Here is a 23,249-nt window from a genome sequence, read left to right as displayed (position 1 = left end):
CATCGCAAGGCGGCAGCCGGCTCACTGCACCCCGGCTAGGCTGCCGCCAGGTCCTTGAACCGGACAAGGGCGACATCGTTCTCCGCCAGCAACATGGCAAACGCGTCGCTGGCGAGATACTGAAGTTCAACCTCGCGCAGGTCCGTCAGCGGATCGAGCCCGATCAGATGGTCATCGACATAGCCCGGGTGGCACATGACCAGCGGCCGGTCTCCCGCCCCTTTGAAGAACCGGCGAAACAGATCGCCCGTGTCTTCCTGCGCCGTGAAATCGCGCACACCGCGAAAACTGTCATTGGCCTTCAGCCCGGCCTTCCGCACCTTTCGAGCGAAACCCTGACCCAGCGCGTTGATAACGGCAGCCCGCAGCACCGCCCTGCCCCGCTGCAAGATGGCGGGTAGCGGCTCCTGGCACAGGCGCAGATAGCCGCCCTCAGTCCCGATCCTGCTGCCGAAGGCCTCCAGCACAAGATCGCGGATCACCGGCAGCTGGTGACAGTGATGATGCCCGTCCATAAAGTCCGGCACCCGCCCCATGACAGCCTCAAAGGCATCAATCTGCGCAGCGATCTCCCCGGCAAGCTCCCGCCGGATGGCATCGTCCTTGAGTTGCCCGCGCAGGGACATCAGGATCAACGGCCCGTTGCCCGGCAGACGCCCGCTCCTGGCTAGCCTCGGCATCCGTGTCAGGGGAACATGATCGGTGAGCGTGAGATGCAGCCCGACATCGGCATCAACCCGGCCCCAGTCGGCCAGCAGCCGTCGCCCTTCTTCCGCCCAAAAGGGGCTTATGGTCATGGCCGCTGTCGCCGTCAGACGCTTTTGCAAAAGGAGTTGCCGGATCCCCGCGCTGACGCCAGGTGTCAGCCCATAGTCATCCGCGCTGAGAACCACACAATTTTTGCCAGCCGCCACTGTTTGCATTCCCCTGCTTCACGTCTATCTAGGCCATAGCAGAAACACTTCGAAAAGATCAAAGTCATCCGGCCTGCTGCGCTGGTCGACCAGGAACCAGGAAAATGGGCGGTACCGCTCCCGAGCTTTCAGTCGTCATTCCCTGCTTCAATGAAGCGGCCAACCTTGTGCCGCTGATGGCCCGGCTCGTCCCGGTGCTGGAAGGCCTCGGCCACAGCTTCGAGATCCTGCTGGTGGATGACGGCAGCCGGGACCGGACACTGGAGGTTGCCTCCGGTCTTGCAGCAGCAGACCCACGCATCGGAATTCTTTCGCTTTCCCGCAATTTCGGCAAGGAAATCGCCATCACCGCCGGCATCGACCATGCCCGGGGGAAGGCGGCAATCCTCATCGACGCGGACCTGCAGCACCCGCCGGAAAAGATTATCGAGCTTGTCGCGGCCTGGAATGACGGCTTCCAGATCATCCACGCCACGCAGACTGTCCGCCCGTCCGAGGGACTGGCCAAGCGCGCCGGGGCCAATCTCTTCTACAAGCTGCTGGCTCAGCTCTCGGACATCGATCTGCCACGCGGCGCGGGCGACTTCTGCCTGCTGGACCGGGCGGCGCTGGACGCGCTCAAGTCCATGCCCGAGCGGGCGCGCTTCATGAAGGGTCTGTATTTCTGGGTTGGCTTCCGCCAGAAACAAATCCCCTATGAGCCGGCCGAACGACTGGCAGGGGCAAGCGGCTGGTGTTACCGCCGGCTCGCAAGCCTGGCCCTCAATGGCCTGACCGCTTTCAGCACGGTGCCTTTGCGGCTTGCCTCCATCGCCGGACTTCTGGTCTCCATCATCGCCATCATCTATGGCCTCGTCCTGATGACGGATGTGCTGCTGCATGGCATCGACGTGCCCGGCTATGCCTCGCTCATGGTGGGCCTCTTGTTCCTCAGCGGCGTGCAGCTGATCTCGCTCGGCATCCTCGGCGAATATGTCGGCCGCATCTTCAACGAGACAAAGCAGCGCCCGCTCTATTTCGTCGGCAGCTATCGCCCGGCGACACCCAATGGTCCTGACGTCTTGGCAGCTTCAGGTCACGCCACGCCTGCCGCCACCAGCGCAACCAGCACGTAACGGCCCGCCTTGCCGATGGTGACAAGCACCAGGAAAACCCCCAGCGGCTCGCGCAAGGTGCCCGCAATCACGGTCAGCGGGTCCCCGATGACCGGCAACCAGGCGAACAGCAGGCTCCATCGGCCATAACGGCGATACCAGCCCTCCGCCCGGGCCAGTGACTTGTCCGACACCGGAAACCAGCGCTTGTGCCGAAAGCTTGCCAGCCCGCGCCCCAGCAGCCAGTTGACCACCGAACCCAGCACATTGCCCAGCGTGGCAACACAAACCAGCAGCCACAGCGACCAGTTGCCTGCAACCACCAGCGCGGCCAGAACACCCTCGGACTGAGCCGGCAGAATCGTCGCAGCCAGAAAGGCTGCCAGAAACAATCCAGCGAGACCGGCCAGTCCATCCATCGCTCACCACCTGACGGTCACGTTCCGTGCCCTGATGGCGGAACCCGAGTGTGGTGCCGCAGGTAGCTCCCCGGCTGCATTTGTTCAAGTGCCACGCCGCCACGCTTGTCAAACGCGGGTAAGAAGGCCCAACTCCGGGTGGGTCAGCGCGGTCGCGATGCCGCGCAGCTCTGCCAGTCCCTTCAGACGGCCGATGGCCGGATAACCCGGCTGCGCCTTGCGCGTCAGATCATCGAGAATGTCCTGTCCATGGTCAGGCCGGAACGGGATCGACCAGTCGCTGCGCCCTTCCGCCCTGCGCCGGGCCTCTTCCTTCACCACCTCGGCCAGCACTGCCACCATGTCAGTGTCGCCGGCTAGATGCTCGGCCTCGTGGAACGAACCGAACAGGCCGGGTTGCTCCCGCCGGACATTGCGCAGGTGCAGGAAATGAACGCGCGGCCCCAGACGCCGCATCATGCCGGGCAGGTCATTGTCGGCGCGGGCGCCAAGCGAGCCCGTGCACAACGTCACCCCATTCGCCGGGCTGTCCACCGCCTCAAGTAGCAGCCGGTAGTCAGCCTCCGTTGAGACGATGCGCGGCAGGCCGAGCAGCGGCACTGGCGGATCGTCCGGATGGCAGCACATGCGGATACCAAGTTGTTCCGCGACCGGGATCACCTCCTCGAGAAAGGCAATGAAATGCTGCCGCAACCGGTCCGCGTCGATGCCGCCATATTCGGCCAGATGCGCGCGCACATCCGCCAGCGACATCTGCTCGGCAGCTCCTGGCAGACCGAAGGCGACATTGGCCGCCAGTTCCTGCTTGCGGGTCTCGCTCATGGCGACAAACCGACGTCGGGCCTCGTCCGCGACGGGACCGGCATGGTCTTCAGCAGCACCTGGACGTTGCAGGATATGAATGTCGAAGGCGGCAAAGTCATAAAGATCAAACCGCATGCAGGTCCCGCCATGGGCAACCCGCCACGCCAGATCCGTTCGGGTCCAGTCCAGCACCGGCATGAAATTGTAGCACAGCACCTCGATGCCGGCAGCGGCGAGGTGCTGCAGGCTGATCTTGTAAGCTTCGATGTGGGCGCGCCAGTTTCCCGTCTGTTTCTTGATGTCCTCGGAGACCGGCAGGCTTTCAACCACCTCCCAGCGCAAGCCCGAGGGCTCGCCGCTCCTCCGGGTCGCCACTTCCTGCTGCCGTCTGGCAATCTCGTCGGCGCTCCAGACAGCGCCGGTCGGCACATGGTGCAGCGCCGAGACCACGCCCTGGACGCCAGCCTGCATCATGTCATCGATGCTGACCAGGTCCTTCGGACCGAACCAGCGCCAGGTCTGCCGCATTGCTCCCTCCCTCACAGCAGTCTCGCGCCGTGTTGCCCATGCTTAGCAGGCTCCAGCTCGTCAATCTAGTATGTTAGTATTCCAGTCCTGACTCGATCCCCTGCTCGAGCTCGCGCAGGATCTCGACAAAGGCAGCGACTTTCGGTGGGCGATAGCGGGCCGGCGGGAAGACGGCATGGATGCCACCGACCGGCAGTTGCCAGTCGGGCAACAGTTCATGCAAGTCCCCGGCAGCAAGGTCGGGCGCAACCAGATAGTCGGGCAGGACCGACAGCCCGGCACCAAGCTTCACCGCGTGATACACCGCCGTTGTCGTGTCCAGTCGCAGCCTTGCCGAGAATTGCACCGTCTCCCGGGAGATGGCATCGCGGCTGAAGCGCCAGGTCAAGGGATCGCGCAAGGCAAGATTGGCGACGAAGGGCAAGCCCGCCAGATCCGCTGGCTCCTTCAGACCCTTGCATTTTTTTGCAAGGTCAGCCCGCGCCACCAGCACCTGGCGAAACTCCCCGATGCGCCGGACCTGCAGCGAGCTGTCCTGCAGCCAGCCGGCATGAATGGCAAGATCCAGTTCGCCTGCCATCAGGTCCAGCCGCCGGTCGGTGAAACTCACCTCAACCTCGCAGCCGGGATATCGCGTGATGTAGCGGGTCACTGCCGGTACCACCTTGGCCGTGCCATAGTCATAGGGAGCCGTCAGCCGCAATGTGCCGCTCGGCGCGCCGCTGGCTTCCGCAACCAGGTCGAAGGCGTCCTCGGCTTCCTTTAGGATCACTGTGCAGCGCGCGTGAAACGCCCGCCCGGCCTCGGTTGCCTGCACCCGGCGCGTTGATCGCACGATGAGGCTGGCCCCAAGCTCCTCCTCCAGCTTGGCCACCTGCTGGCTGACCACTGCCTTCGTCACGCCCAGCCGCTCTGCCGCCTGCGTGAAGGATCCCGTGTCCAGCACCGCCGCGAAATAGGCCAGCCGGTTGAGGTTCATGTACGCGCGCATCCTGGACCCTTTTGTATGCTTGAAGCATACAATCTGTCCGATTTGTTGATCTTCTGCAAATCCGCTGACTGTGGGATTGTCTGCCTGCCCGATGATGCCACTGCGGCAAAGGCGGGTAGCACCCGAGTTCACGACACGAGCCGCCGATGTCCCAGTCTCTCCGCCTCACCTATCTCTTCGATCCGCTATGCGGCTGGTGCTATGGCGCTGCCCCGGCCATGGCGGCGCTCGCGGGCGCTACCGATGTCACCTTGGACCTTCTGCCAACCGGCCTGTTCTCCCGCACCGGAGCCCGGCCCATGGACGACGGATTTGCCGCCTATGCCTGGGCCAATGACCAGCGCATTGCCCGTCTCACCGGCCAGGAATTTTCCGATCTCTACCGCCGCGATGTGCTGGCCAACCGGACCCAGATGTTCGACAGCGGCCCGGCCACCCTCGCCCTGACGGCGGCGCGGGAAAGCGGCGTTGCCAACGAACTGGCCGCCCTCAAGGCGATCCAGCTCGCCCGCTACGTCGACGGCCGCGACATCACCAGCCTCGGCGTGCTGGCCGACACGCTTGCCACGCTCGGCCTCGAGGATGCCGCCCGCCGGGTTGCGGCGCCGGATGCCGCGCTGATCGCCATGACCCAGAGCCGCGCCGCCACGGGCAGCGCGATGCTGCGCTCGGTCTTCGCCAACGGCGTGCCGACGCTCGCGCTCGACAATCCGGACGGCAGCCGCAGCCTCGTGCCCTCCGCCGCCCTTTACGCCAATCCCGAAACGCTTGTCAGCCGGCTCAAGGCCGCCTGATCGTCCCGCAATCCAGGACCCCGTCATGTTCACGCGTCGCCAGACCCTCAAGACCCTCGTCACCGGCACGGCCGCCATGGTCGCGTTCAACCTGCCGCTCGATGTCCTGGCCGCCGCCCGCGGCCTGACATGGACCCATTTTCAGGCCGATGAGACCGGCTTTCTCCGCGCCCCCGTCCTGATCGAGGGCGAGAGCGAGGCCATCCTCATCGACGGCGGCTTCACCCTCGCGGATGGCCGCGCCCTTGCCGAGGCCATCAAGGCCACCGGCAAGCGGCTCACCACCATCTATGTCAGCCAGAGCGACCCGGACTATTACTTCAGCCTCGGCCCGGTGAAGGCTGCCTTCCCGGACGCAAAAGTGATTGCCGACGCCGCAACGGTCGCGGCGATCAAGGGCAACGTCGAAAAGAAGCTCGCCGTCTGGGGGCCGCAGCTCAAGGACAACGGCCCGCAGGTCCTGGCCGACGTGGTGATCCCTACCGTCTCGTCCGAACCCGGCCTGACGCTCGACGGCGAGACCATCGAGATCGTTCCGGCAGGCGCCCTCGCCAACCGGCGCTATCTCTGGGTGCCCTCGCTGGACGCGGTCTTCGGCGGCGTGCTGGTCTTCTCCGGCATCCATGTCTGGATGGCCGACACGCCGACCTCAGAACAGCGTCAGGCCTGGATCGCCGCGCTTGACGAGATGGCCGCGCGGAACCCGAAGGTCGTTGTCCCCGGCCACATGGCCCCGGGCTCGGCGCTCGATGCCAGCGCCATCGCCTACACCCGCGCCTATCTGGTCGCTTTCGAGGAAGAGGCCGCCAGGGCTGCCGACAGCGCCGCGCTGATCAAGGCCATGAAGGCCCGCTTCCCCTCCGCCGGCGAGGACTTCAGTCTCGAACTCTCCGCCAAGGTGGTGAAGGGCGAGATGAAGTGGGGCTGAGGCTTCGGGGATAGTCCTGTCCCTTGTGAGGAACACCAAAGCCCCTCCGCCCCCCTCCCCCTCGTGGGGGCCGAAGGCGGGGCGAGACCGTTGGCTCGACCCAGGTCGGGTTGGGGGTGGGGGGCTGTGAGCCCGACGCGCGCCCGGAGCCGATCAATCCTCCCGTCCGAAAAAACAATAGCTTACCGAACGGCTGAGGTAGTTACCCCCCACCCCTACCCCCTCCCCACAAGGGGGAGGGGAGCGGAGTCGCCTCAGTATTCAACTGACTCGGCAGTGGTCTGGCTCAGGGTGCTTCTGTCCCCTCACAGTCCCCGCGTTTCCGCCAGCGCCTGACGGAACACCGTCAGCAGCAAGTCAGAGTGCTCGCGGGCGAAGACCATCGGCGGGCGCAGCTTGATGACGTTGTCGAACGGCCCGTCGGTGCCGGCCAGCACACCGAGCTCGCGCATCCGTCCAACGATGGCCCCGGCCCGGGTGCCATTGTGCGCCTTGCTCGCCCGGTCGCGCACGATCTCGATGCCGAGGAACAGGCCGCGCCCGCGCACGTCGCCGATCTGCTCGTCCTCGGCCATCAGCGCCCGGAACGCCTGCAGCAGATAGGCGCCCTCCCGCGCCGCATTCTCCTTGAGGCCCTCCGCCTCCATCACGTCAAGCACCGCCGCCGCCGCCCGGCAGGACACCGGGTTGCCGCCGAAGGTGTTGAAATACTCCATGCCGTTGGCAAAGGCGGCGGCGATGTCGCGCCGCGTTGCCACCAGGCCCATGGGATGCCCGGCCCCGATCGGCTTGCCCATGGTGACGATGTCCGGAACCACGCCATGCTCCTCGAAGGCCCACATGGCGCCGCCCACCCGGCCGAAGCCGACCTGCACCTCGTCGGCAATGCAGACGATCCCCGCCTTGCGCGCCGCCGCATAGATGCCCTTCAGGTAGCCTTCCGGCAGGAACACCTGCCCGGCCACGGAGGGAATGGTCTCGGCGATGAAGGCCGCCGGCACCTCGCCCCGCGCCACCAGCCCGGCGATAATGTCTTCGGCCTCTGCCACATAGCGCGCGCCGATCTCGTCGGCCGGCCAGTCGGCCGGGGCGCGGTAGACCTCGGGCAGCGGCAGTTCGTGGGTGGTGGCCGGCTTCCCCTGGCCGCCCTTGCGCTTGTACTTGTAGGCGCTGACGTCGATCAGGCCCTGGGTCGTGCCGTGATAGGCCCAGTCCACCACCAGCGTTCCCTTGCGCGCCGTCACCGCGCGGGCCATGCGCAGCGCCACCTCGTTCGCCTCGCTGCCTGACGAGGTGAAGTAGAACGTGTCGAGCCCTTCCGGCAGGGTCGCCTTCAACCGCTCGGCATAGTCGATGATGGCATCGTGCAGGTAGCGCGTGTTGGTGTTGAGCGTGCCGATCTGGTCGCGCAGCGCGGCCACCACATGCGGGTGGCAATGCCCGACATGGGCGACATTGTTGTAGCAGTCGAGATAGGCGCGCCCGCCCGCATCGATCAGCCAGACGCCGTCGCCGCGCACGATCTTCAGCGGCTCGCGGTAGGACAGTGACAGGTTGGGGCCGAGCAGCGCCTTGCGTGCCGCCAGCAGGCTTGCCTTGTCGCGCCCGGTCTTCTCGAAGGTCTCCGGCGGCAGGCCGGCCAGATCATAGGCCTTCGGATAGAGATCCGCCCAGACCGCCTCCAACGCCGCCTCGCCAACGCCCGGAATGCCGGCAATGTCGGGATAGTCCGGCAGCACCACCTGCAGGTGGAGATGCGGCAGCCAGCCGCCGTTCTGGTCCGTGTCGCCGAGCCGCGCCACTTCCGCGCCGGCCGCGATCATCTGGCCAAGGCTCAGCCGCTCGATCGAGGCATGGGCGAGATGGCCCCACAGCGTGCGGAACACCAGCCCCGGCTCGGGCTCATGCTCCAGCACGATCAGCCCGCCATAGTCGAGCGGGTCCGGGTTGATCGCCAGGCCCACCACGCGGCCCTGCAGCGGCGCGGTGAGCACCGTGCCGGCAGGCGCAAAGATGTCGAGCCCCAGATGCATCTTGCGCCGTTCGCCGGCGATCAGCTTGGAGGCAAAGAACGGCGCGGCATAGACCTCGCGCACCTCGCCCCAAGGCCCCATGCCAAGCTCCGCCCCGGCGGCCTGCATCTCGGCCGCATAGAGGGCGGCAGCCCTGGCGTGGTCCTGCGTGCGGCTCGCCTGGACCAGCGGATCGTTCAGGTCGGCAAGCTTCAGCACATGCTTTTCCGCCCGCGCCGGATGCGGCTGCATCAGGGGCGCCAGACGGTTGCGATGGGCGGCAAGCCATGCCTTCACCCGCTCCGCGCCGGCGGCCGCCTCAAGCCCTGCTGCCTTGCGGAAGATCCCCGTGACGATGTGCCGATCCTGCCGCGCCAGCGTCTCGATCAGGCGGAAGGCCCCGCGCTCGGAGACGCTCAGATAGGGATTGTCCGCCGCCAGCGCCGCCCGTTCGCTCGACAGGCTGACCGAGATCGCCAGCCGCGCGGCAATCAGATCGGGCAGCAGGGCAAATTCCAGGTCGCTCAGCGGATGTTCGGCGTGATAGCCGGCCACCAGCTCGGCCCCGGCCAGGATCGGGTTGTCCCGCTCCATCATCGCATAGGCGAGTGCAACAGCCACTTCCGCCACGCGCGGCGAAAACAGCGCATCGCCGAAGTCGATCACGCCCGAGACGCGCCCGGCCGCATCCACCAGCAGGTTCCAGTCGTTAGCGTCGTTGTGGATCACCTGATGCGGCAGGCGCGCCAGCGCCGGGGCGACGCGGCTGTCATAGGCATCCAGAATGTCGGCAACACGCGCGCGGTCGCCCGCATCGCGGATCGCTGCAAGCCGCGCCCTGGCGCGCGGCGTCTGGCGGATGTCCCAGTCGAAGGTCCGCATGGCACCGGCATGGCCGAAGGATGCAAGCGCCCGGTCGAGTCGTCCGAGCACGAGGCCCAGATCGCGCAGGGTCGCGTGATCGCCGCGCGCATCCGCCATCGCCTCGCCGGGGAGATAGGAAACAAGCCGGACCGCATGGCTGCGGCCATTCGCGCGGTCGATGGTCCCGCTCAGTGCGCCATCGCGCCGGGCAATGAGGCGCGGCACCGGCAGGCCAGGATCGGCGACTGCCAGATGCGCCAGCATCGCTTCCTGGAACGCCAGCGCCTCAGGGTCTTCCCCGTGCTGCGAGATCTTCAGGATGGCCTTCATGCCGTCGGCGGATTCAAAGGCAAAATTCTGGTCGCGCTCGCTCGGCAACGGCGAAAGCTGGCCGGTCAGGCCATAGGCATCAGCGAGGATGGCAAGCGCCTCGTCCGGGCTCAGGGTCGGGCGGCTCTCTTCAATCGGCATCGGTCTCTCCCGTCAGCGTTCCCATCAGAACTGACATGAGAATGCAGGTCATGGCAGCCGTCAAAGTGGCGGCGAGGCCGCCGCTTTGCTATGTCGGGCCGGCACTCAGGCAATGGGGGCAAGGCGCGAGGGGCAGGACATGCATCTGGACGAGATCAACCGGCGGATCATCGAGCTTCTGAAGGCCGATGCGCGGCTGCCGCTCAAGACGCTGGCTGCCGAAGTTGGCCTTGCCCGCTCCTCCGTGCGCGAGCGCATCGACCGGATGGAAAAGGCCGGGATCATCCGCGGCTATCACGCCGACATCGCCCCCGAGGCGATGGGCGCCGCCCTGCAGGCGCATCTTCTCGTCCGCCTCACCAAGACACCCGCCCGCGACACGGTTTCCCGCATCATCCGCCTGCCCGGCGTCACCGCCTGCGCCTCGCTCACGGGCGACACGGACCTGATCGTCTCGGTCAGCGTCGCGGACACCGAGGCGCTCAATCGCCTGCGCGACACCATCGCCTCTCTTCCCCACATCGCCGACCTCACCACCGCCATCGTCCTGCGCGACGAGATGCGGGGCTAGTTCTATGCAGTCCCGCCCGCTTTACGGCCTCTCGTCCCCCTCCCCCTTGTGGGGAGGGGTTGGGGGTGGGGGGAACAGCCTATCGTTGAGGCACAGTGCCCGTAACCACGAAGTCTTGTCCTTTAGACTTGCCGCCGGAGTTGCAAATCAATCGCTTCGATCGGGACTGCATCAGAGCCCCCCACCCCTAACCCCTCCCCACGAGGGGGAGGGGAGCGGAGAGGCTTCTAATCCCTCAATGGAACTGTCAGCCCCTCCCCTCACCGGTACAGCAGCGACTTTCCGCCGTGGAACAGGTGCAGCTTGTCGGGGGCGGCGGTCAGGTGCACGCTGCGGTGCTTCAGGTCGCCGTGAATGCCGGGAAGCTTGGCGACCATCTGCCGGCCGGCCGCGTCCTTGCGGAAATAGAGCAGCGTCACCTCGCCCAGCGCCTCGGTGATCTCCACCTCACCAGTGTAGATCGAGGGCTCAGCGCTGACCGTCAGATCTTCCGGCCGCACACCGAGATTGACCTTCAGGCCCATGTCCGCCGCCGTCGTGGCGATGGCCACCCGGGCCATGCCGCCGTTGTCCAGCCGCACATGGGTTTCCGTGCCCGTCGCCACGATCTCGCCCGGCAACAGGTTCATAGCAGGAGAGCCGATGAACTGCGCCACGAACTCGTTCTCGGGCTTCAGATACAGGTCCATCGGCGTGCCCACCTGACTGATGCCGCCGCCGGCCAGCACGACGATGCGGCTGGCGAGCGTCATGGCCTCCACCTGGTCGTGGGTAACGTAGATCATCGTCGACTGCGGCATCTGCTCCTTGAGCTGGGCAATCTCGATGCGGGTCGCCACACGTAGCGCCGCGTCGAGGTTGGAAAGCGGCTCGTCGAACAGATAGACCTTCGGGTCGCGCACGATCGCCCGGCCGATGGCCACGCGCTGGCGCTGGCCACCGGACAGCGCCTTGGGCAGCCGGTCAAGATAGGGCGTCAACTGCAGGATCCCGGCCGCCTTGGTGACGGCCGCGTCGATCTCGGCCTTGCTCTTGCCGGCGATCTTCAGGGCGAAGGCCATGTTCTCGCGCACGGTCATGTGCGGATAGAGGGCGTAGGACTGGAACACCATGGCGATGCCGCGCTGGGCCGGCGGCACGTCGTTCATCAGCATGCCGTCGATTTCCAGCCGGCCGCCGCTGATCCGCTCCAGCCCCGCGATCATGCGCAAGAGCGTGGACTTGCCGCAGCCCGACGGCCCGACAAAGACGATCAGCTCGCCCTGCTTGATATCCAGGTTGATGTTGCCGAGCACCTTGATGTCGCCATAGGCCTTGGCGACATCCGTCAGCTTCAGATCGGCCATGGTGGTTCCTCCCTACGCCCTTGCTTTCGGGTCTTGTCAGGCCTTGCGGGTGATCGACACGCCCCAGGGGCCGAGCTGCACGACGCCATCACGCGGCGCGATGCTGCCGATGTCCTCACCCAGGGTCTCGCGCGGGCCCGCCGGCAGCGTCACATCCGCCGGTGTATCCGACAGGTTGAAGACGCAGGTCAGCGTCTCGCCGCCGCCCTCGCGCTCGAACACGAGCACATTGCCCTCGGCCCGCATTGCCGACTGGCTTCCCTTCTTCAGCGCCACTTGTGCCTGCCGCAGGCCGATGGCACGGCGATAGTGATGCACCAGCGCGCCAGCGTCCTGTTCCTGTGTTTCTGCCGCCAGCGGCAGGTGCTCGGCCGGAACCGGCAGCCAGGGCTTGGTGTTGGAGAAACCGCCATAGCCATTGTCCGTGCGCCAGACCATCGGCGTCCGGCATCCATCGCGGCCCTTGAACTTCGGCCAGAACTCGATGCCATAGGGATCCTGCAGGTCCTCGAAGGCAACGTCAGCCTCCGGCAGGCCCAGCTCCTCGCCCTGATAGATGCAGGCCGAGCCGCGCAGGCACATCAGCAGGGTGATATAGGTGCGCGCCGCCGCCGGCGTCAGGTTCCAGCGGCTGATGTGGCGCACCACGTCATGGTTGGAGAAGGCCCAGCAGGCCCAGCCTTCCGAGGCGACCCGGTCGAAATGCTCGAACACGTTCGCCACATAAGGCGCCGTCAATCCGGCTCCCGCCAGGAACTCGAAGGCATAGCTCATCTGCATGAGATCATTGCCGCGGGTGTATTCGCCCAGGATCTCCAGCCCGCGCTGGCTGTCGCCGACCTCGCCGACGGCCGCCGCGCTGTAAGGCTCCATCACCGCGCGCAGGCGGCGCAGGAAGCCCAGGTTCTCCGGCTGGTTCTTGTCGTAGAGATGGAGCTGGTGATTGTAGGGGTTCACAGCTGGTGCCGTCAGCGTGTTGCGCTGGTCCTTCGGCAGCGGCGGATTGTCCCGAAGTTCCTTGTCGTGGAAATAGAAGTTGATGGTGTCGAGGCGGAACCCGTCGACGCCGCGCTTCAGCCAGAAGCCGGCCACGTCGAGCAGCGCGTCCTGCACCGCCGGATTGTGGAAGTTGAGGTCCGGCTGCGAGACGAGGAAGTTATGCAGGTAATACTGCTCGCGCCGCCCGTCCCAGTGCCAGGAGGAACCGCCAAACACCGACAGCCAGTTGGTCGGCACGGTGCCATCCGGCTTCGGATCGGCCCAGACATACCAGTCGGCCTTCGGGTTGTCGCGGCTCTGGCGGCTTTCCTCGAACCAGGCGTGCTTGTCCGACGTGTGCGACAGCACCAGGTCGATCATGACCTTGAGGCCATGCGCATGCGCGGTCTCGATCAGCCGGTCGAAATCGGCCAGCGTGCCGAACATCGGATCGACATCGCAATAGTCCGACACGTCATAGCCGAAGTCCTTCATCGGCGAGGTGAAGAACGGGCTGATCCAGATGCCGTCCACCCCGAGGCTGGCGATATGCGGCAGGCGCGAGACAATGCCGGCCAGATCGCCAATCCCGTCGTCGTTGAGGTCCTGATAACTGCGCGGATAGATCTGATAGATCACCGCGCCACGCCACCAGTCCTTGTCCTTGGTCAGATACGTCATGAAAACAGTCTCGCAGCTTACTTGACAGAGCCGGCCAGAAGGCCGCGCACCAGATACTTTTGCATGGCAAAGAAGACGATCAGCGGCACCAGGATCGACAGGAACGCCGAAGCCGCCAGGATTTCCCACTCGCCGCCCTTGGAGCCGAGCAGCTCACGCAGGACGCCGGTCATTACCAGCTGGCTCTCGGTGTTGCCGAGGAACACGGTGGCGACGAGGAGGTCGTTCCAGGTCCAGAGGAACTGGAAGATTGCGAAAGAGGCAAGGGCAGGGAAGCTGAGCGGCAGAATGATCTTCAGGAAAATCTGGAAATCCGTCGCCCCGTCGACTCTCGCGCTTTCAATGATCTCCCGCGGCAGGCCAACCATGTAGTTGCGCAGGAGGTAGATCGCCATCGGCAGGCCGAAGCCGGTATGGGCCAGCCAGATGCCGAGGTAGTCCTTGCCGATGCCGATGGCGTTGTGCAGCTTCAGGAGCGGGATCAGCGCCATCTGCAGCGGCACCACCAGCAGGCCCACGACGGCCGCGATCAGCAGCGCGCGGCCGGGAAACTCCATCCAGGCCAGCGCATAGGCGGCGAAGGCGGCAATCAGGATCGGGATGACCGTGGCCGGGATCGTCACGGTCATGGTGTTGAGGAAAGCCCGGCCCAGCCCTTCGGCACCAATCACCTTGGCGTAGTTGCTGCTGGTGAAGGACGGTGGCATGCGGGCCGTCACAAAGATGCGCGGACTGCGCCCTTCGAACCGGGTCGGGCTTTCGATGCGGTAGCTGCCGTCCGCCGCAACGCTCAAGGTCTGGCCGCTGCCAAAGTCGGCAACGTCGCCGGGCGCAAAGGCCGTGGGTTCACGCGAGCTGGCGCCGAAAGCCGAAACGGTGCCGGAGCTTCCCTCCAGCGCATTGCCGGCCAGCACGAACTTGCCCGCTTCCTCGCTCTGGCTCTCGGCGGGTGCGGCACGCACGATCAGGTTCTGCGTTGCCGGGAACAGCGCCTGCCACCAGCCTGACGAGGCGATCTGGTCCGCGTTGCGCACCGAGGAGACCAGCAGTCCGAATGTCGGGATGGTCCACAAGACCACCAGCGCCACCACCGACAGGTTGACCGCCCAGACCAGCCTGGACCGGGTGCCCGCGATATTGTCCATCAGCGCATCTCCTTGCGGGCGTTGCGGATGTTCCAGATCATGATCGGTGTCACCAGCAGCATGATCACCAGCGCCACCGTCGAGGCGCGGCCGGAGTCATTGCCACGGAACATCCAGTCGAACATGAGATTGGCCAGAACCTGCGTGCCCCACTGGCCGTTGGTCATGGCCAGCACGATGTCGAACACCTTCAGCACAAGAATGGTGATCGTCGTCCAGACCACGGCGATGGTGCCCCAGATCTGCGGCACCTTGATCTTGAGGAAGATCTGCAACGGCGAGGCGCCGTCGAGGATGGCGGCCTCGATTGTCTCTTCCGGAATGCCGCGCAGGGCCGCCGACAGGATCACCATGGCAAAGCCGGTCTGGATCCAGATCAGCACCATCATCAGGAAGAAGTTGTTGGCAATGTCGAGCGTCAGCCACGTCTGCGGCGTGCCGCCGAGCGTCTCCACGATAGCGTTGAGCAGTCCGATCTGCGCCTGACCTTCACCGCGGAAGTCATAAATGAATTTCCAGATCACCGAGGCCCCGATGAAGGAGATCGCCATCGGCATGAAGATCAGCGACTTGGCGAAATTGCCCCAGCGGATACGGTCAGTCAGCGCCGCCGCGATCAGCCCGAAGAATGTCGAGGCAGCCGGTACCACGAGCAGCCACAACAGGTTGTTGCGCATGGACTCGCGGAATTTGCCGTCCTGGAACAGCCAGGAATAGTTGGCAAGGCCGACAAATCTGTCACCGCCGCTGTCATGCAACGACAGCCAGATCGAGACGAACACCGGATAGACCAGATAGAGCCCGAGCAGGATCACCGCCGGCGCCAGGAACAGCCAGGGCCGGACCGCATTGGCACGGTTGATGTTCGCCCCGGCATTCGGCCCCCTGGCCGGCAACAGCCGATCCAGAATGAGGTTCGAGGCGAAGAAATAGGCCACGCAGCCGAACACGCCGACCACGATGGTCGAACCCGCCATCATCAGTTGCTCGAACATGCGTCCTCCCGGGGCCTTGCACTTTTCCGCGCAGTTACTTGTTTTTCCAGCCGTCAACTGGCGAAAGGGCCTGTCTTTCCGGTGCACGCCCCTCCCCGGTCATCCCCGCCTTGTGCGGGGATCCATGCAGCGGAGAACCAGACCCGAATCCCTCAGTTCACCGGCAAGAGAAGGTGGATCCCCGCACAAGGCGGGGATGACCCGGAGGTGTTCCGGCACGGGCAGAAAAGCCGCTTTAATGCCATCCCGGACCGAACCTTGCCCGGTCCGGAATGATCAAGTTGCAGACTGTCAGCGCTGGCGCGCAGCCCTTACTTCAGGGCGTCCCAGGTCTTCTGGATCTCGCCGGCAACCACCTTCGCGTCCTTGCCGCCGGTGTAGTCGACCATGCCGGTCCAGAAGGCGCCGGCGCCGATGGCACCCGGCATCAGGTCGGACCCGTCGAAGCGGAAGGTGCTGGCACCCAGAAGGATGTCACCCATCTTCTTCAGGGTCGGATCGCCATAGACATCCGTGTTCACGCCCTTGTAGGGGGTGAGGAAGCCCTTCTGCGCCATCCAGACTTCATGCGCGATCGGGCTCTTCAGGAACTCGATGAACGCGCGGGCAGCCGGGCTGTCCTTGGTGATGGAGAACAGCGTGCCTGCCCCCAGCACCGGCTGGCCGAGATCCTTGCCTGCATAGGCCGGGAAGTAGAAGAAGTCGACATCCTCGCCAACCTTGGTCCCGTCCGGGAAGAAGGCCGGAATGAACGAGGCCTGGCGGTGCATGTAGCACTGCGGCGGCGACGTGAAGAGACCCTTCGGGCTATCGCGGAAGTCGGTCGAGGCAGCAGCACCGGCACCGCCCGCGACATACTTGTCGTTGCGGGCGAAGTAGCCGAACTCCTCGATGGCCGCCACCACCTTCGGATCATCGAACTTCATGCCGTTCGAGGTCCAGGCGTCATAGTCGGCAGGCGACTGGGTGCGCAGCATCATGTCCTCGACCCAGTCCGTGGCCGGCCAGCCGGTGGCAGCGCCCGAGCCCAGACCGATGCACCAGGGCGTGCCGCCATCAGCCACGATCTTGTCGGTCAGCGCCTTCAACTCTTCCATGGTCTTGGGCACTTCATAGCCCGCGTCCTCGAAGTTCTCCGGCACGTACCAGACGAGCGACTTCACATCGACCTTGAAGAAGAGGCCGTAGAGGTCATCCTTGCCGTCCTTGCCCTTGAAGGTGGACAGGTCCACCCAGGACTGGCCGGCCGCGTAGTTGTCGCGCAGCCAGTCGGACGTTGCCTGACCAAGCGGCGCAATCTGCCCCTTGGCGGCAAGATCGCGCACCAGGCCCGGCTGCGGGAAAGCGGCAATGTTGGGCGGAGACCCGGCTTCGGTGTCGATGACGATCTGCTGCTCGAAGCTGTCGGAGCCGGAGTAATTCACCTTCGCGCCGGTCGCGGCCTCGAAATAGGCGATGACGCTCTCGATCAGCTCCTTGTCCGGCCCAAGCCAGGGACCAAGGATCGAAATCTCCTGACCCTTGAGGTCCTGAGACTTCAGCGCCTCGTAGCTTGCCCAGTTGAACTTGGCATCCTGACCCGGCGCAAATTTCAGCTCCTGCGCTGCGGCGGGGCCGGCCATCAGGGCAAGTGCAGCCGCACCCGCCAGAAATACGCTCTTCATCGCTAACCTCCCAGTTGCGAGCACGCCGAGCGCGGCGTGCACAGTCCGTCGCGGCGACAAATTCAAACCGCTTTGGATGCGGCACACTCGCCGATTGCCGACGCAGAGTCAATTGGGACCAAAAAAGAATCCGAAAAGGCCAGCAATACTGTCTCGTTTCTTGTGCGACGCAACATGATCAGATGACCCAACCCTTTGACGCAACGGCGCGACGCCGCTAAAGTTGCGCAGTCTTCAAAGCGCTTTGGAAAATCGGACCCAATGAACCTCAAGGAATTCGCGCGTCAGCTGGGCCTGTCCCCCACCACCGTCAGCCGGGCACTCAACGGCTATCCGGAGGTGAACGAGGCCACGCGCGAACGGGTCATGGCTGCCGCCAAACGGCTCAACTACCGCCCCAACTCCCGCGCCCAGCGCCTTGCCACCGGCCGTGCCATGGCCATCGGCCATGTGATCCCGATCGCCAACAAGCACGAGATGGTGAACCCGGTCTTTGCCGACTTCATTGCAGGAGCGGGCGAAACCTATTCCCGCAATGGCTACGACATGGTCCTGTCTGTCGTGCCCGACAATGACGAGGAGGCGGCCTACCGCGAGCTGAAGGCGCGGGGAACCGTCGACGGCGTGATCGTGCATGGTCCGCGCATGGATGATCCGCGCGTGCGCCTCCTCACGGAGATCGGCCTGCCCTTCGTTGTGCATGGGCGGGCCAGCGGCAGCCAGACGCCCTACTCCTGGCTCGACGTGAACAACCGCCGTGCCTTCCGCCGCGCCACCGATTTCCTGCTGGATCTCGGCCACCGCCGCATCGCGCTGGTCAACGGGCTCGAGTTCATGGATTTCGCCATGCGCCGCCGCATTGGCTTTACCGAGGCGCAGGAAGCACGCGGCCTGATGCCGGCGCCAGAGCTGATGTCGAGTGCCGAGATGACGGAAGGCCGGGGCCACGCCATGGCCGCGAGCATGCTGGCGCTGCCCGAGCCGCCGACGGCTTTCCTGGTTGCCTCGATGATCTCGGGCATGGGCGTGCGCCGCGCCGTCGAGGAGCGGGGCCTCAGGATTGGCCGCGATGTCTCGATCATCATTCACGATGACGATCTCAGCTACATGAAGAATGGCGAGGACGTGCCGATCTACACCGCCACGCGCTCCTCCGTGCGCGAGGCTGGGCGGCAGGCGGCGGAAATCCTGCTCTCGCTCATCACGGATCCCTCCGGCGAACCCCAGACCCGCCTGCTGGAAGCCGAACTGATCATCGGCCAGTCCACCGGCCCCGTTCCAGCCCCTGCAAGGACCTGAGTGTCATGCTCGTCACCCGTTCTGATTTCCCGTCCGGCTTCCTGTTCGGCGCGGCAACCTCGAGCTACCAGATCGAAGGTCATGGCTTTGGCGGCGCGGGCCGCACCCAGTGGGATGACTTTGCCGCAACGCCCGGCAATGTCGTGCGGGCCGAGAATGGTACGCGCGCCTGCGAGCATTACCTGCGCCTCGATCAGGATCTCGACCTGATCCGCGATGGCAATTTCGACGTCTACCGCTTCTCCACCTCCTGGGCCCGCGTCATTCCCGAGGGCCGCGGCCAGGTCAATGTCGAGGGGCTCGACTTCTATGACCGCCTGGTCGACGGGCTGCTGGAGCGCGGCCTGAAGCCCGCCGTCACGCTCTATCACTGGGAACTGCCCTCGCCGCTGCTCGATCTCGGTGGCTGGCGCAACCGTGACATCGCCGGCTGGTTCGCCGACTACACCGACGTCATCATGCGCCGCATCGGCGACCGCGTCTGGTCGGCCGCCCCCATCAACGAGCCGTGGTGCGTGGCCTTCCTGTCGCATTTCATGGGCCACCACGCCCCCGGCCTGCGCGACATCCGCGCCACCGCGCGCGCCATGCACCACGTTTTGCTGGCGCACGGCCGCGCGATACAGGCCATGCGGGCGCTGGGCATGGGCAATCTCGGCGCGGTCTGCAATTTCGAGTATGCCCAGGCCGCCAGCGACAGTGCCGCCGACATGGAGGCCGCCCGGGTCTATGACGGCTACTACAATCGCTGGTTCCTGTCGGGCATGTTCCGCAAGGAATACCCGGCGGAGGTGCTGGAAGCCTTCCTGCCGCACATGCCGGCGGGCTGGCAGGACGACTTCGACGTCATCGGCACGCCGGTCGACTGGTGCGGGCTCAACTACTACACCCGCAAGCTCATCGCCGCCGATCCGGCCAGCCCCTGGCCGTCCTTGCGCGAGGTCGACGGCCCCTTGCCGAAGACGCAGATGGGCTGGGAAATCTATCCCGAGGGGCTCGAACATTTCCTCAAGCGCACCCACGCCGACTACACCAGGGGCCTGCCGCTCTACGTGACGGAGAACGGCATGGCCAATCCGGACGTGATCGAGGGCGGCGCGGTGGAGGATGCCGGCCGCATCGCCTATATCGCCAGCCATCTCGAGGCCGTGCGCCGGGCCGCGTCTGCCGGCGTTCCGGTCGCCGGCTATTTCGTCTGGTCGCTCATGGACAATTACGAATGGTCGCTCGGCTACGAGAAACGCTTCGGCGTCGTCCATGTCGATTTCGATACCCTCGCCCGCACCCCCAAGGCCTCCTACCACGCCCTGCGCCAGGCCCTCGCGCGCTAGGGAGAACAGGCAGACAAGTTAGCGGCGCAATCTTGCGGGAAAGCCTCGACCTCTCCAACGTCATCCCGGCCGAGCAACGCGAGAGCCGGGACCGGAGAGCCGAGGACGCGGTGGGTCCGCGACCCCGCCTGCGAAACACCTTGGCTCTCCGGTCCCGGATCTCCGCTTCGCTGCGTCCGGGATGATGCAACGGCGTATTTCAGCAACCAATGGCGCCGGATGCTCACACCTGGAACACGTCAGCCCACTCCTTGTGGCGCTGGCGCTGGGCGTTGACGAAGGGGCACAGCGGCACGATGCGGAACTGACCGGCACGCGCGGCTTCCACCATATGCGCCACCAGTTTCTGGCCGACGCCCATGCCGCGCATGCTGTCCGGCACGCCGGTGTGGTCGGCGATGATCAGGCCGTCATTGACGATCGAGAACGTGATCTCCGCCTCGCCTTCTGCGCCTTCGACAGTCCCGACGAAGCGGCCCCGGCCAGCGCCGCGTTCTTCGCGAATGGTCACACCCACATCACTCATCGCTTCCCTCCGTCCTGTTCACCTGGCGCGCAAGTCACGCGCCCTTGATGTCATGCGAGAAACCTCGCAGACCGGCTTCACCTGCGCCAGCCCTCTGACGACGGACACATTGTCCACCATTTAGAAGACGATGATGTTTTATTCTTGCGCACTGTCTCGCCTCGAATAGATGTGTCCTGATCGTCACTGTCCTTTGCAGAAAACGAATCCGCCGCAGGTTCCGGCTTGATCCTGGCCGGATTTCCAAGCCCTCTGGCGGTCATGCTGCCGCGCGTCGCGGCGTTGCCGAACTGTCTGAAGGTGTTCACATGGACAAGCCCGCCCTCCTTGGTGCCTCGCTCGAAGGCCGCGTCGAGATCGACACGCAGGAGCTTCTGTCCGCGAACTGGGGACGGCTGACGAAATACGGCTTCCGCTATCGCCGCTCCGACGGCGACTGGCAGCCGCAGGTGCGCGAGGTCTATGACCGGGGCCACGGTGCCGTGCTTTTGCCCTATGACCCGGTGCGCCGCCACGTGCTGCTCACCCGCCAGTTCCGCCTGCCGGCGCTCGTCAGCGGCCATGCGGAGGAGCTGATCGAGGCCCCGGCCGGCCTCCTTGACAATGCCGATCCGGAAACGCGCATCCGGCTGGAGGTGGAGGAAGAGACCGGCTACCGGCTCGGCCCCGTCGAGCAGTTGTTTGCCCCCTTCATGAGCCCCGGCTCCGTCACCGAACGCCTCACTTTCTTCATCGCCCCCTATTCCCCGGCCGACCGCATCTCCGACGGCGGCGGCAAGGCGGATGAGGGCGAGGACATCACCGTGCTCGACCTGCCCTTTGACGAGGTCATGGGCCTCGTCGCCGCCGGCCGCATCCCCGACGCCAAGACCATCCTGCTCCTCTATCATCTCGCCCTGACGGTCTTCCGCGCTTAAGAAATCCGACGCGCCCTGAGCTTGAGGGCAATACTCGACCTCTCCGGTGTCACCCCGGGCGCAGCGCAGCGGAGACCCGGGGCCTACTCGTTTCCAGAGCGCCGTATCCTTCGCACCATCGGGCCCATAGGTGCACTCGTCGCAGTGTGGCAGTGTCTGGCAATACGGCACTGCTCTGGAAACGAGTAGGCCCCGGATCTCGCGTTGCTCGTCCGGGGTGACAGCCATTGGAGCAATGACCTTGAAACAAAAAGGGCGCGGCGGCTTGCCCTCGCCTTCAGGAGTCCACGCTTACTCTCTCACCGTGCCCTGATGAAAAACCATCCGCCACCGTGCATCATCCTGCTTCCAGATAGAGCTTCGCAACACCCGTCGCGGCAACCCGTTTTCGGACGTGCTTTCCGATTGGTAAGTCAGAAGGACCACTCCCTCTGCGAGCAACGTCAGGGCGTGGTCCTGTGTCTTCAAGCCGCTTTCTACCGCACCGCTTTCCGAGGCGAGAAGCTCGATGGTGTGGGCGCGGTCGTAGACGCGCCCGGATGAACCAAACTCGAAAAAGCCATCCGCGAGCAAACTTCCGACCGCTTCTCGCGAGCGCCGGATCTCCGGCCGGTACAGCGCCTCTTCCAGCAACTGAATGTCCTTGAGGAGGGGAACTTTGGTCATGGCACGAGCCTTTGCTCGCTACGCTTGGAACTTGCACCGGAGGCCGGCTGAGACGTCACCTCATCGCGAACCGCTGCAATTCCACGCCAGCGCATGGCAGCGCCAAAGCCGGGCAGGCCGAAGACATTGGTGGCAAAGGCCAGCACCCGTCCCTTGCCCGGCAGGATCGTGAGATCGGCGTACCAGCGCTGGTTTGAGCCATTGTGGCCCAGGAACGGACCGTTCGACCAGGGCTCCTCTCCCTTGACCCAACCACCGGCGTAGTCGTCGGGACTGCGTGTGAGGTCAGCGAAGCTGGCGGCGGAAATGATCCCGTCCTCGCCGCGCGCCAGCCGCAAGACGGCAGCGCCATAGCTGAGGAGATCACCCATCGACAGATGCACCAGTCCGGCCGGCGCAAGGCAAGCCGCGAGGTCCGCGCGAATGGAGTCGCTCGGCACGGGCCTGCGGAAGAAGCCGAGGAGCGATGTATGGCCAAGTGGCTCGTCCAGCGGCCCTTGCCCGCGCGGCGGACCAAAGCCGAAGCTTTCGAGCCCGAGCGGAGCCGCAATCTCGGCCCGCATCAAGGTCTCGTAGCTGTCTGCGCCCAGCCGTTCGGCGATATGGCCGGCGAGCATGTAACCGATGTTGGAATAGCTGTGCTTGCCCGGGTTCACCGGTTTCAGCAGAAAGGGCGCGATCATGGCATCCCGCTCGGGGCCATGGGCCGCGCCATGGGTCACCGGCCCATGTCTTGGGAATGCCTGCGCTGTCGGCGGGTTCGCGGTCAGTCCGGCCCGGTGCGCCAGCAGGAGCCTCAGGGTCACCGGCTTCAGCGTCTCGTGCAACGGCAAGCTGACCAGATCGGCCAGCGGCGTTTCCAGCGTTACCCCGTGCCGGCTCCCCAGCCGCATCAACAGCAGCGCGGTCATCGACTTGGTGATCGAGCCGATGTGCCAGCGGTCACTGTCGGTCACGGCGACCTTGGCGGATGCCGACCTGCGGCCACTCGTGGCCAGCATTGGGCCCTGCCCCTCCTGCCAGACCCCTGCGGCCACCGCCGGCAACCGCCCGCTTCGCGTTGCTCCCTCGACAAAGCCGATCAGCGCCGGATGTGGGGGGACGGCCAGGGGGCGCAGCGTCTGCGATCGTACGACTGGCAGCTGTGGGTCCACGGTCCTGTCCTCCGGCAATGCTGCATCGCCAGAACGAAGTCGTAGTCAGAGAACACGTCAAAATTGCGAAGGCATCGCGTCAGTGTGGTCCGGGGTGACAGCAACTGGAGCATCAACGGTCAAACAAAAGGGCGCGCCACCGGCGCGCCCTCCCTTG

20 protein-coding genes are annotated in these 23,249 nt (G+C 65.3%); 7 read left to right on the top strand and 13 right to left on the bottom strand.

Annotated elements, in window-relative coordinates; all coding sequences use genetic code 11:
- Positions 1-35 precede the first annotated feature (35 nt).
- Complete coding sequence (locus tag C8348_RS03080; protein WP_106751806.1) at positions 36-923, bottom strand: ChbG/HpnK family deacetylase; 888 nt, start codon at positions 921-923, stop codon at positions 36-38.
- Between the two features lie 95 nt (positions 924-1,018).
- Between C8348_RS03080 and C8348_RS03075 the strand changes: the two genes are divergently transcribed.
- The gene (locus tag C8348_RS03075; protein WP_106751805.1) at positions 1,019-2,029 is read left to right on the top strand and encodes a glycosyltransferase family 2 protein; all 1,011 of its coding nucleotides are present in this window, start codon (positions 1,019-1,021) and stop codon (positions 2,027-2,029) included.
- Here the strand turns inward: C8348_RS03075 and C8348_RS03070 are convergent.
- From C8348_RS03070 to C8348_RS03060, 3 genes are all read right to left on the bottom strand, one after another.
- Positions 1,990-2,427 carry a YqaA family protein gene (locus C8348_RS03070; RefSeq protein WP_106751804.1) on the bottom strand — a complete coding sequence of 146 codons (438 nt, stop codon included), beginning with the start codon at positions 2,425-2,427 and terminating at the stop codon, positions 1,990-1,992. The genes C8348_RS03075 and C8348_RS03070 overlap by 40 nt on opposite strands.
- A 108-nt stretch (positions 2,428-2,535) precedes the next feature.
- Positions 2,536-3,759, bottom strand: coding sequence for a mannonate dehydratase (gene uxuA / locus C8348_RS03065; RefSeq protein WP_106751803.1), 1,224 nt, complete (start codon positions 3,757-3,759; stop codon positions 2,536-2,538).
- Between the two features lie 73 nt (positions 3,760-3,832).
- Positions 3,833-4,738 carry a LysR family transcriptional regulator gene (locus tag C8348_RS03060; protein WP_198646906.1) on the bottom strand — a complete coding sequence of 302 codons (906 nt, stop codon included), beginning with the start codon at positions 4,736-4,738 and terminating at the stop codon, positions 3,833-3,835.
- Between the two features lie 158 nt (positions 4,739-4,896).
- Between C8348_RS03060 and C8348_RS03055 the strand changes: the two genes are divergently transcribed.
- Positions 4,897-5,544 carry a DsbA family protein gene (locus tag C8348_RS03055; protein ID WP_106751801.1) on the top strand — a complete coding sequence of 216 codons (648 nt, stop codon included), beginning with the start codon at positions 4,897-4,899 and terminating at the stop codon, positions 5,542-5,544.
- A 25-nt stretch (positions 5,545-5,569) separates the two neighbouring features.
- On the top strand, positions 5,570-6,472 hold the full coding sequence (locus tag C8348_RS03050) for an MBL fold metallo-hydrolase (protein WP_106751800.1): 903 nt from the start codon (positions 5,570-5,572) through the stop codon (positions 6,470-6,472).
- 305 nt (positions 6,473-6,777) lie between these two features.
- Here C8348_RS03050 and C8348_RS03045 read toward each other — a convergent pair whose 3' ends face one another.
- Positions 6,778-9,819: an aminotransferase class III-fold pyridoxal phosphate-dependent enzyme gene (locus C8348_RS03045; protein WP_106751799.1), complete on the bottom strand. Its 3,042-nt coding sequence runs from the start codon at positions 9,817-9,819 to the stop codon at positions 6,778-6,780.
- A 139-nt stretch (positions 9,820-9,958) separates the two neighbouring features.
- On the opposite strand from C8348_RS03045, the gene C8348_RS03040 reads away from it, so the two are divergent.
- Complete coding sequence (locus C8348_RS03040) at positions 9,959-10,390, top strand: Lrp/AsnC family transcriptional regulator (RefSeq protein WP_198646905.1); 432 nt, start codon at positions 9,959-9,961, stop codon at positions 10,388-10,390.
- A 260-nt stretch (positions 10,391-10,650) separates the two neighbouring features.
- On the opposite strand, the gene C8348_RS03035 is transcribed toward C8348_RS03040, so the two are convergent.
- The 5 genes from C8348_RS03035 to C8348_RS03015 form a co-directional block, all read right to left on the bottom strand.
- Complete coding sequence (locus C8348_RS03035; RefSeq protein WP_106751797.1) at positions 10,651-11,736, bottom strand: ABC transporter ATP-binding protein; 1,086 nt, start codon at positions 11,734-11,736, stop codon at positions 10,651-10,653.
- 36 nt (positions 11,737-11,772) lie between these two features.
- A complete protein-coding gene (locus C8348_RS03030) occupies positions 11,773-13,395 on the bottom strand; it encodes an alpha-glucosidase family protein (protein ID WP_106751796.1) in 1,623 nt (540 codons plus the stop codon).
- Positions 13,396-13,412: 17 nt separating this feature from the next.
- Positions 13,413-14,540 carry a carbohydrate ABC transporter permease gene (locus C8348_RS03025; protein WP_106751795.1) on the bottom strand — a complete coding sequence of 376 codons (1,128 nt, stop codon included), beginning with the start codon at positions 14,538-14,540 and terminating at the stop codon, positions 13,413-13,415.
- Entirely contained in the window at positions 14,540-15,535 is a 996-nt protein-coding gene (locus C8348_RS03020) for a carbohydrate ABC transporter permease (RefSeq protein WP_106751794.1), read from the bottom strand. Before C8348_RS03020 ends, C8348_RS03025 begins: the two co-directional genes overlap by 1 nt.
- A 311-nt stretch (positions 15,536-15,846) precedes the next feature.
- The gene (locus tag C8348_RS03015; protein ID WP_106751793.1) at positions 15,847-17,199 is read right to left on the bottom strand and encodes an ABC transporter substrate-binding protein; all 1,353 of its coding nucleotides are present in this window, start codon (positions 17,197-17,199) and stop codon (positions 15,847-15,849) included.
- 261 nt (positions 17,200-17,460) lie between these two features.
- Between C8348_RS03015 and C8348_RS03010 the strand changes: the two genes are divergently transcribed.
- Together C8348_RS03010 and C8348_RS03005 are read left to right on the top strand one after the other, a co-directional pair.
- Positions 17,461-18,498, top strand: a complete 1,038-nt coding sequence (locus C8348_RS03010) for a LacI family DNA-binding transcriptional regulator (RefSeq protein WP_106751792.1) — start codon at positions 17,461-17,463, stop codon at positions 18,496-18,498.
- Between the two features lie 5 nt (positions 18,499-18,503).
- Positions 18,504-19,829, top strand: coding sequence for a GH1 family beta-glucosidase (locus C8348_RS03005; RefSeq protein ID WP_106751791.1), 1,326 nt, complete (start codon positions 18,504-18,506; stop codon positions 19,827-19,829).
- Between the two features lie 223 nt (positions 19,830-20,052).
- On the opposite strand, the gene C8348_RS03000 is transcribed toward C8348_RS03005, so the two are convergent.
- Entirely contained in the window at positions 20,053-20,355 is a 303-nt protein-coding gene (locus tag C8348_RS03000) for a GNAT family N-acetyltransferase (RefSeq protein WP_106751790.1), read from the bottom strand.
- Positions 20,356-20,663: 308 nt separating this feature from the next.
- Between C8348_RS03000 and C8348_RS02995 the strand changes: the two genes are divergently transcribed.
- On the top strand, positions 20,664-21,272 hold the full coding sequence (locus C8348_RS02995; RefSeq protein WP_106751789.1) for an NUDIX hydrolase: 609 nt from the start codon (positions 20,664-20,666) through the stop codon (positions 21,270-21,272).
- A gap of 291 nt (positions 21,273-21,563) precedes the next feature.
- Here the strand turns inward: C8348_RS02995 and C8348_RS02990 are convergent, their stop codons facing one another.
- The gene (locus C8348_RS02990; RefSeq protein ID WP_106751788.1) at positions 21,564-21,938 is read right to left on the bottom strand and encodes a nuclear transport factor 2 family protein; all 375 of its coding nucleotides are present in this window, start codon (positions 21,936-21,938) and stop codon (positions 21,564-21,566) included.
- Entirely contained in the window at positions 21,935-23,092 is a 1,158-nt protein-coding gene (locus C8348_RS02985; protein ID WP_157950368.1) for a serine hydrolase domain-containing protein, read from the bottom strand. The genes C8348_RS02990 and C8348_RS02985 overlap by 4 nt, the downstream gene beginning before the upstream one ends.
- Positions 23,093-23,249 lie beyond the last annotated feature (157 nt).

This window comes from Pannonibacter carbonis (assembly GCF_003012935.1).
Taxonomy (GTDB): domain Bacteria; phylum Pseudomonadota; class Alphaproteobacteria; order Rhizobiales; family Stappiaceae; genus Pannonibacter; species Pannonibacter carbonis.
Note: the sequence above shows the minus strand (reverse complement) of the source record. Positions and strands in the feature narration are given on the sequence as shown.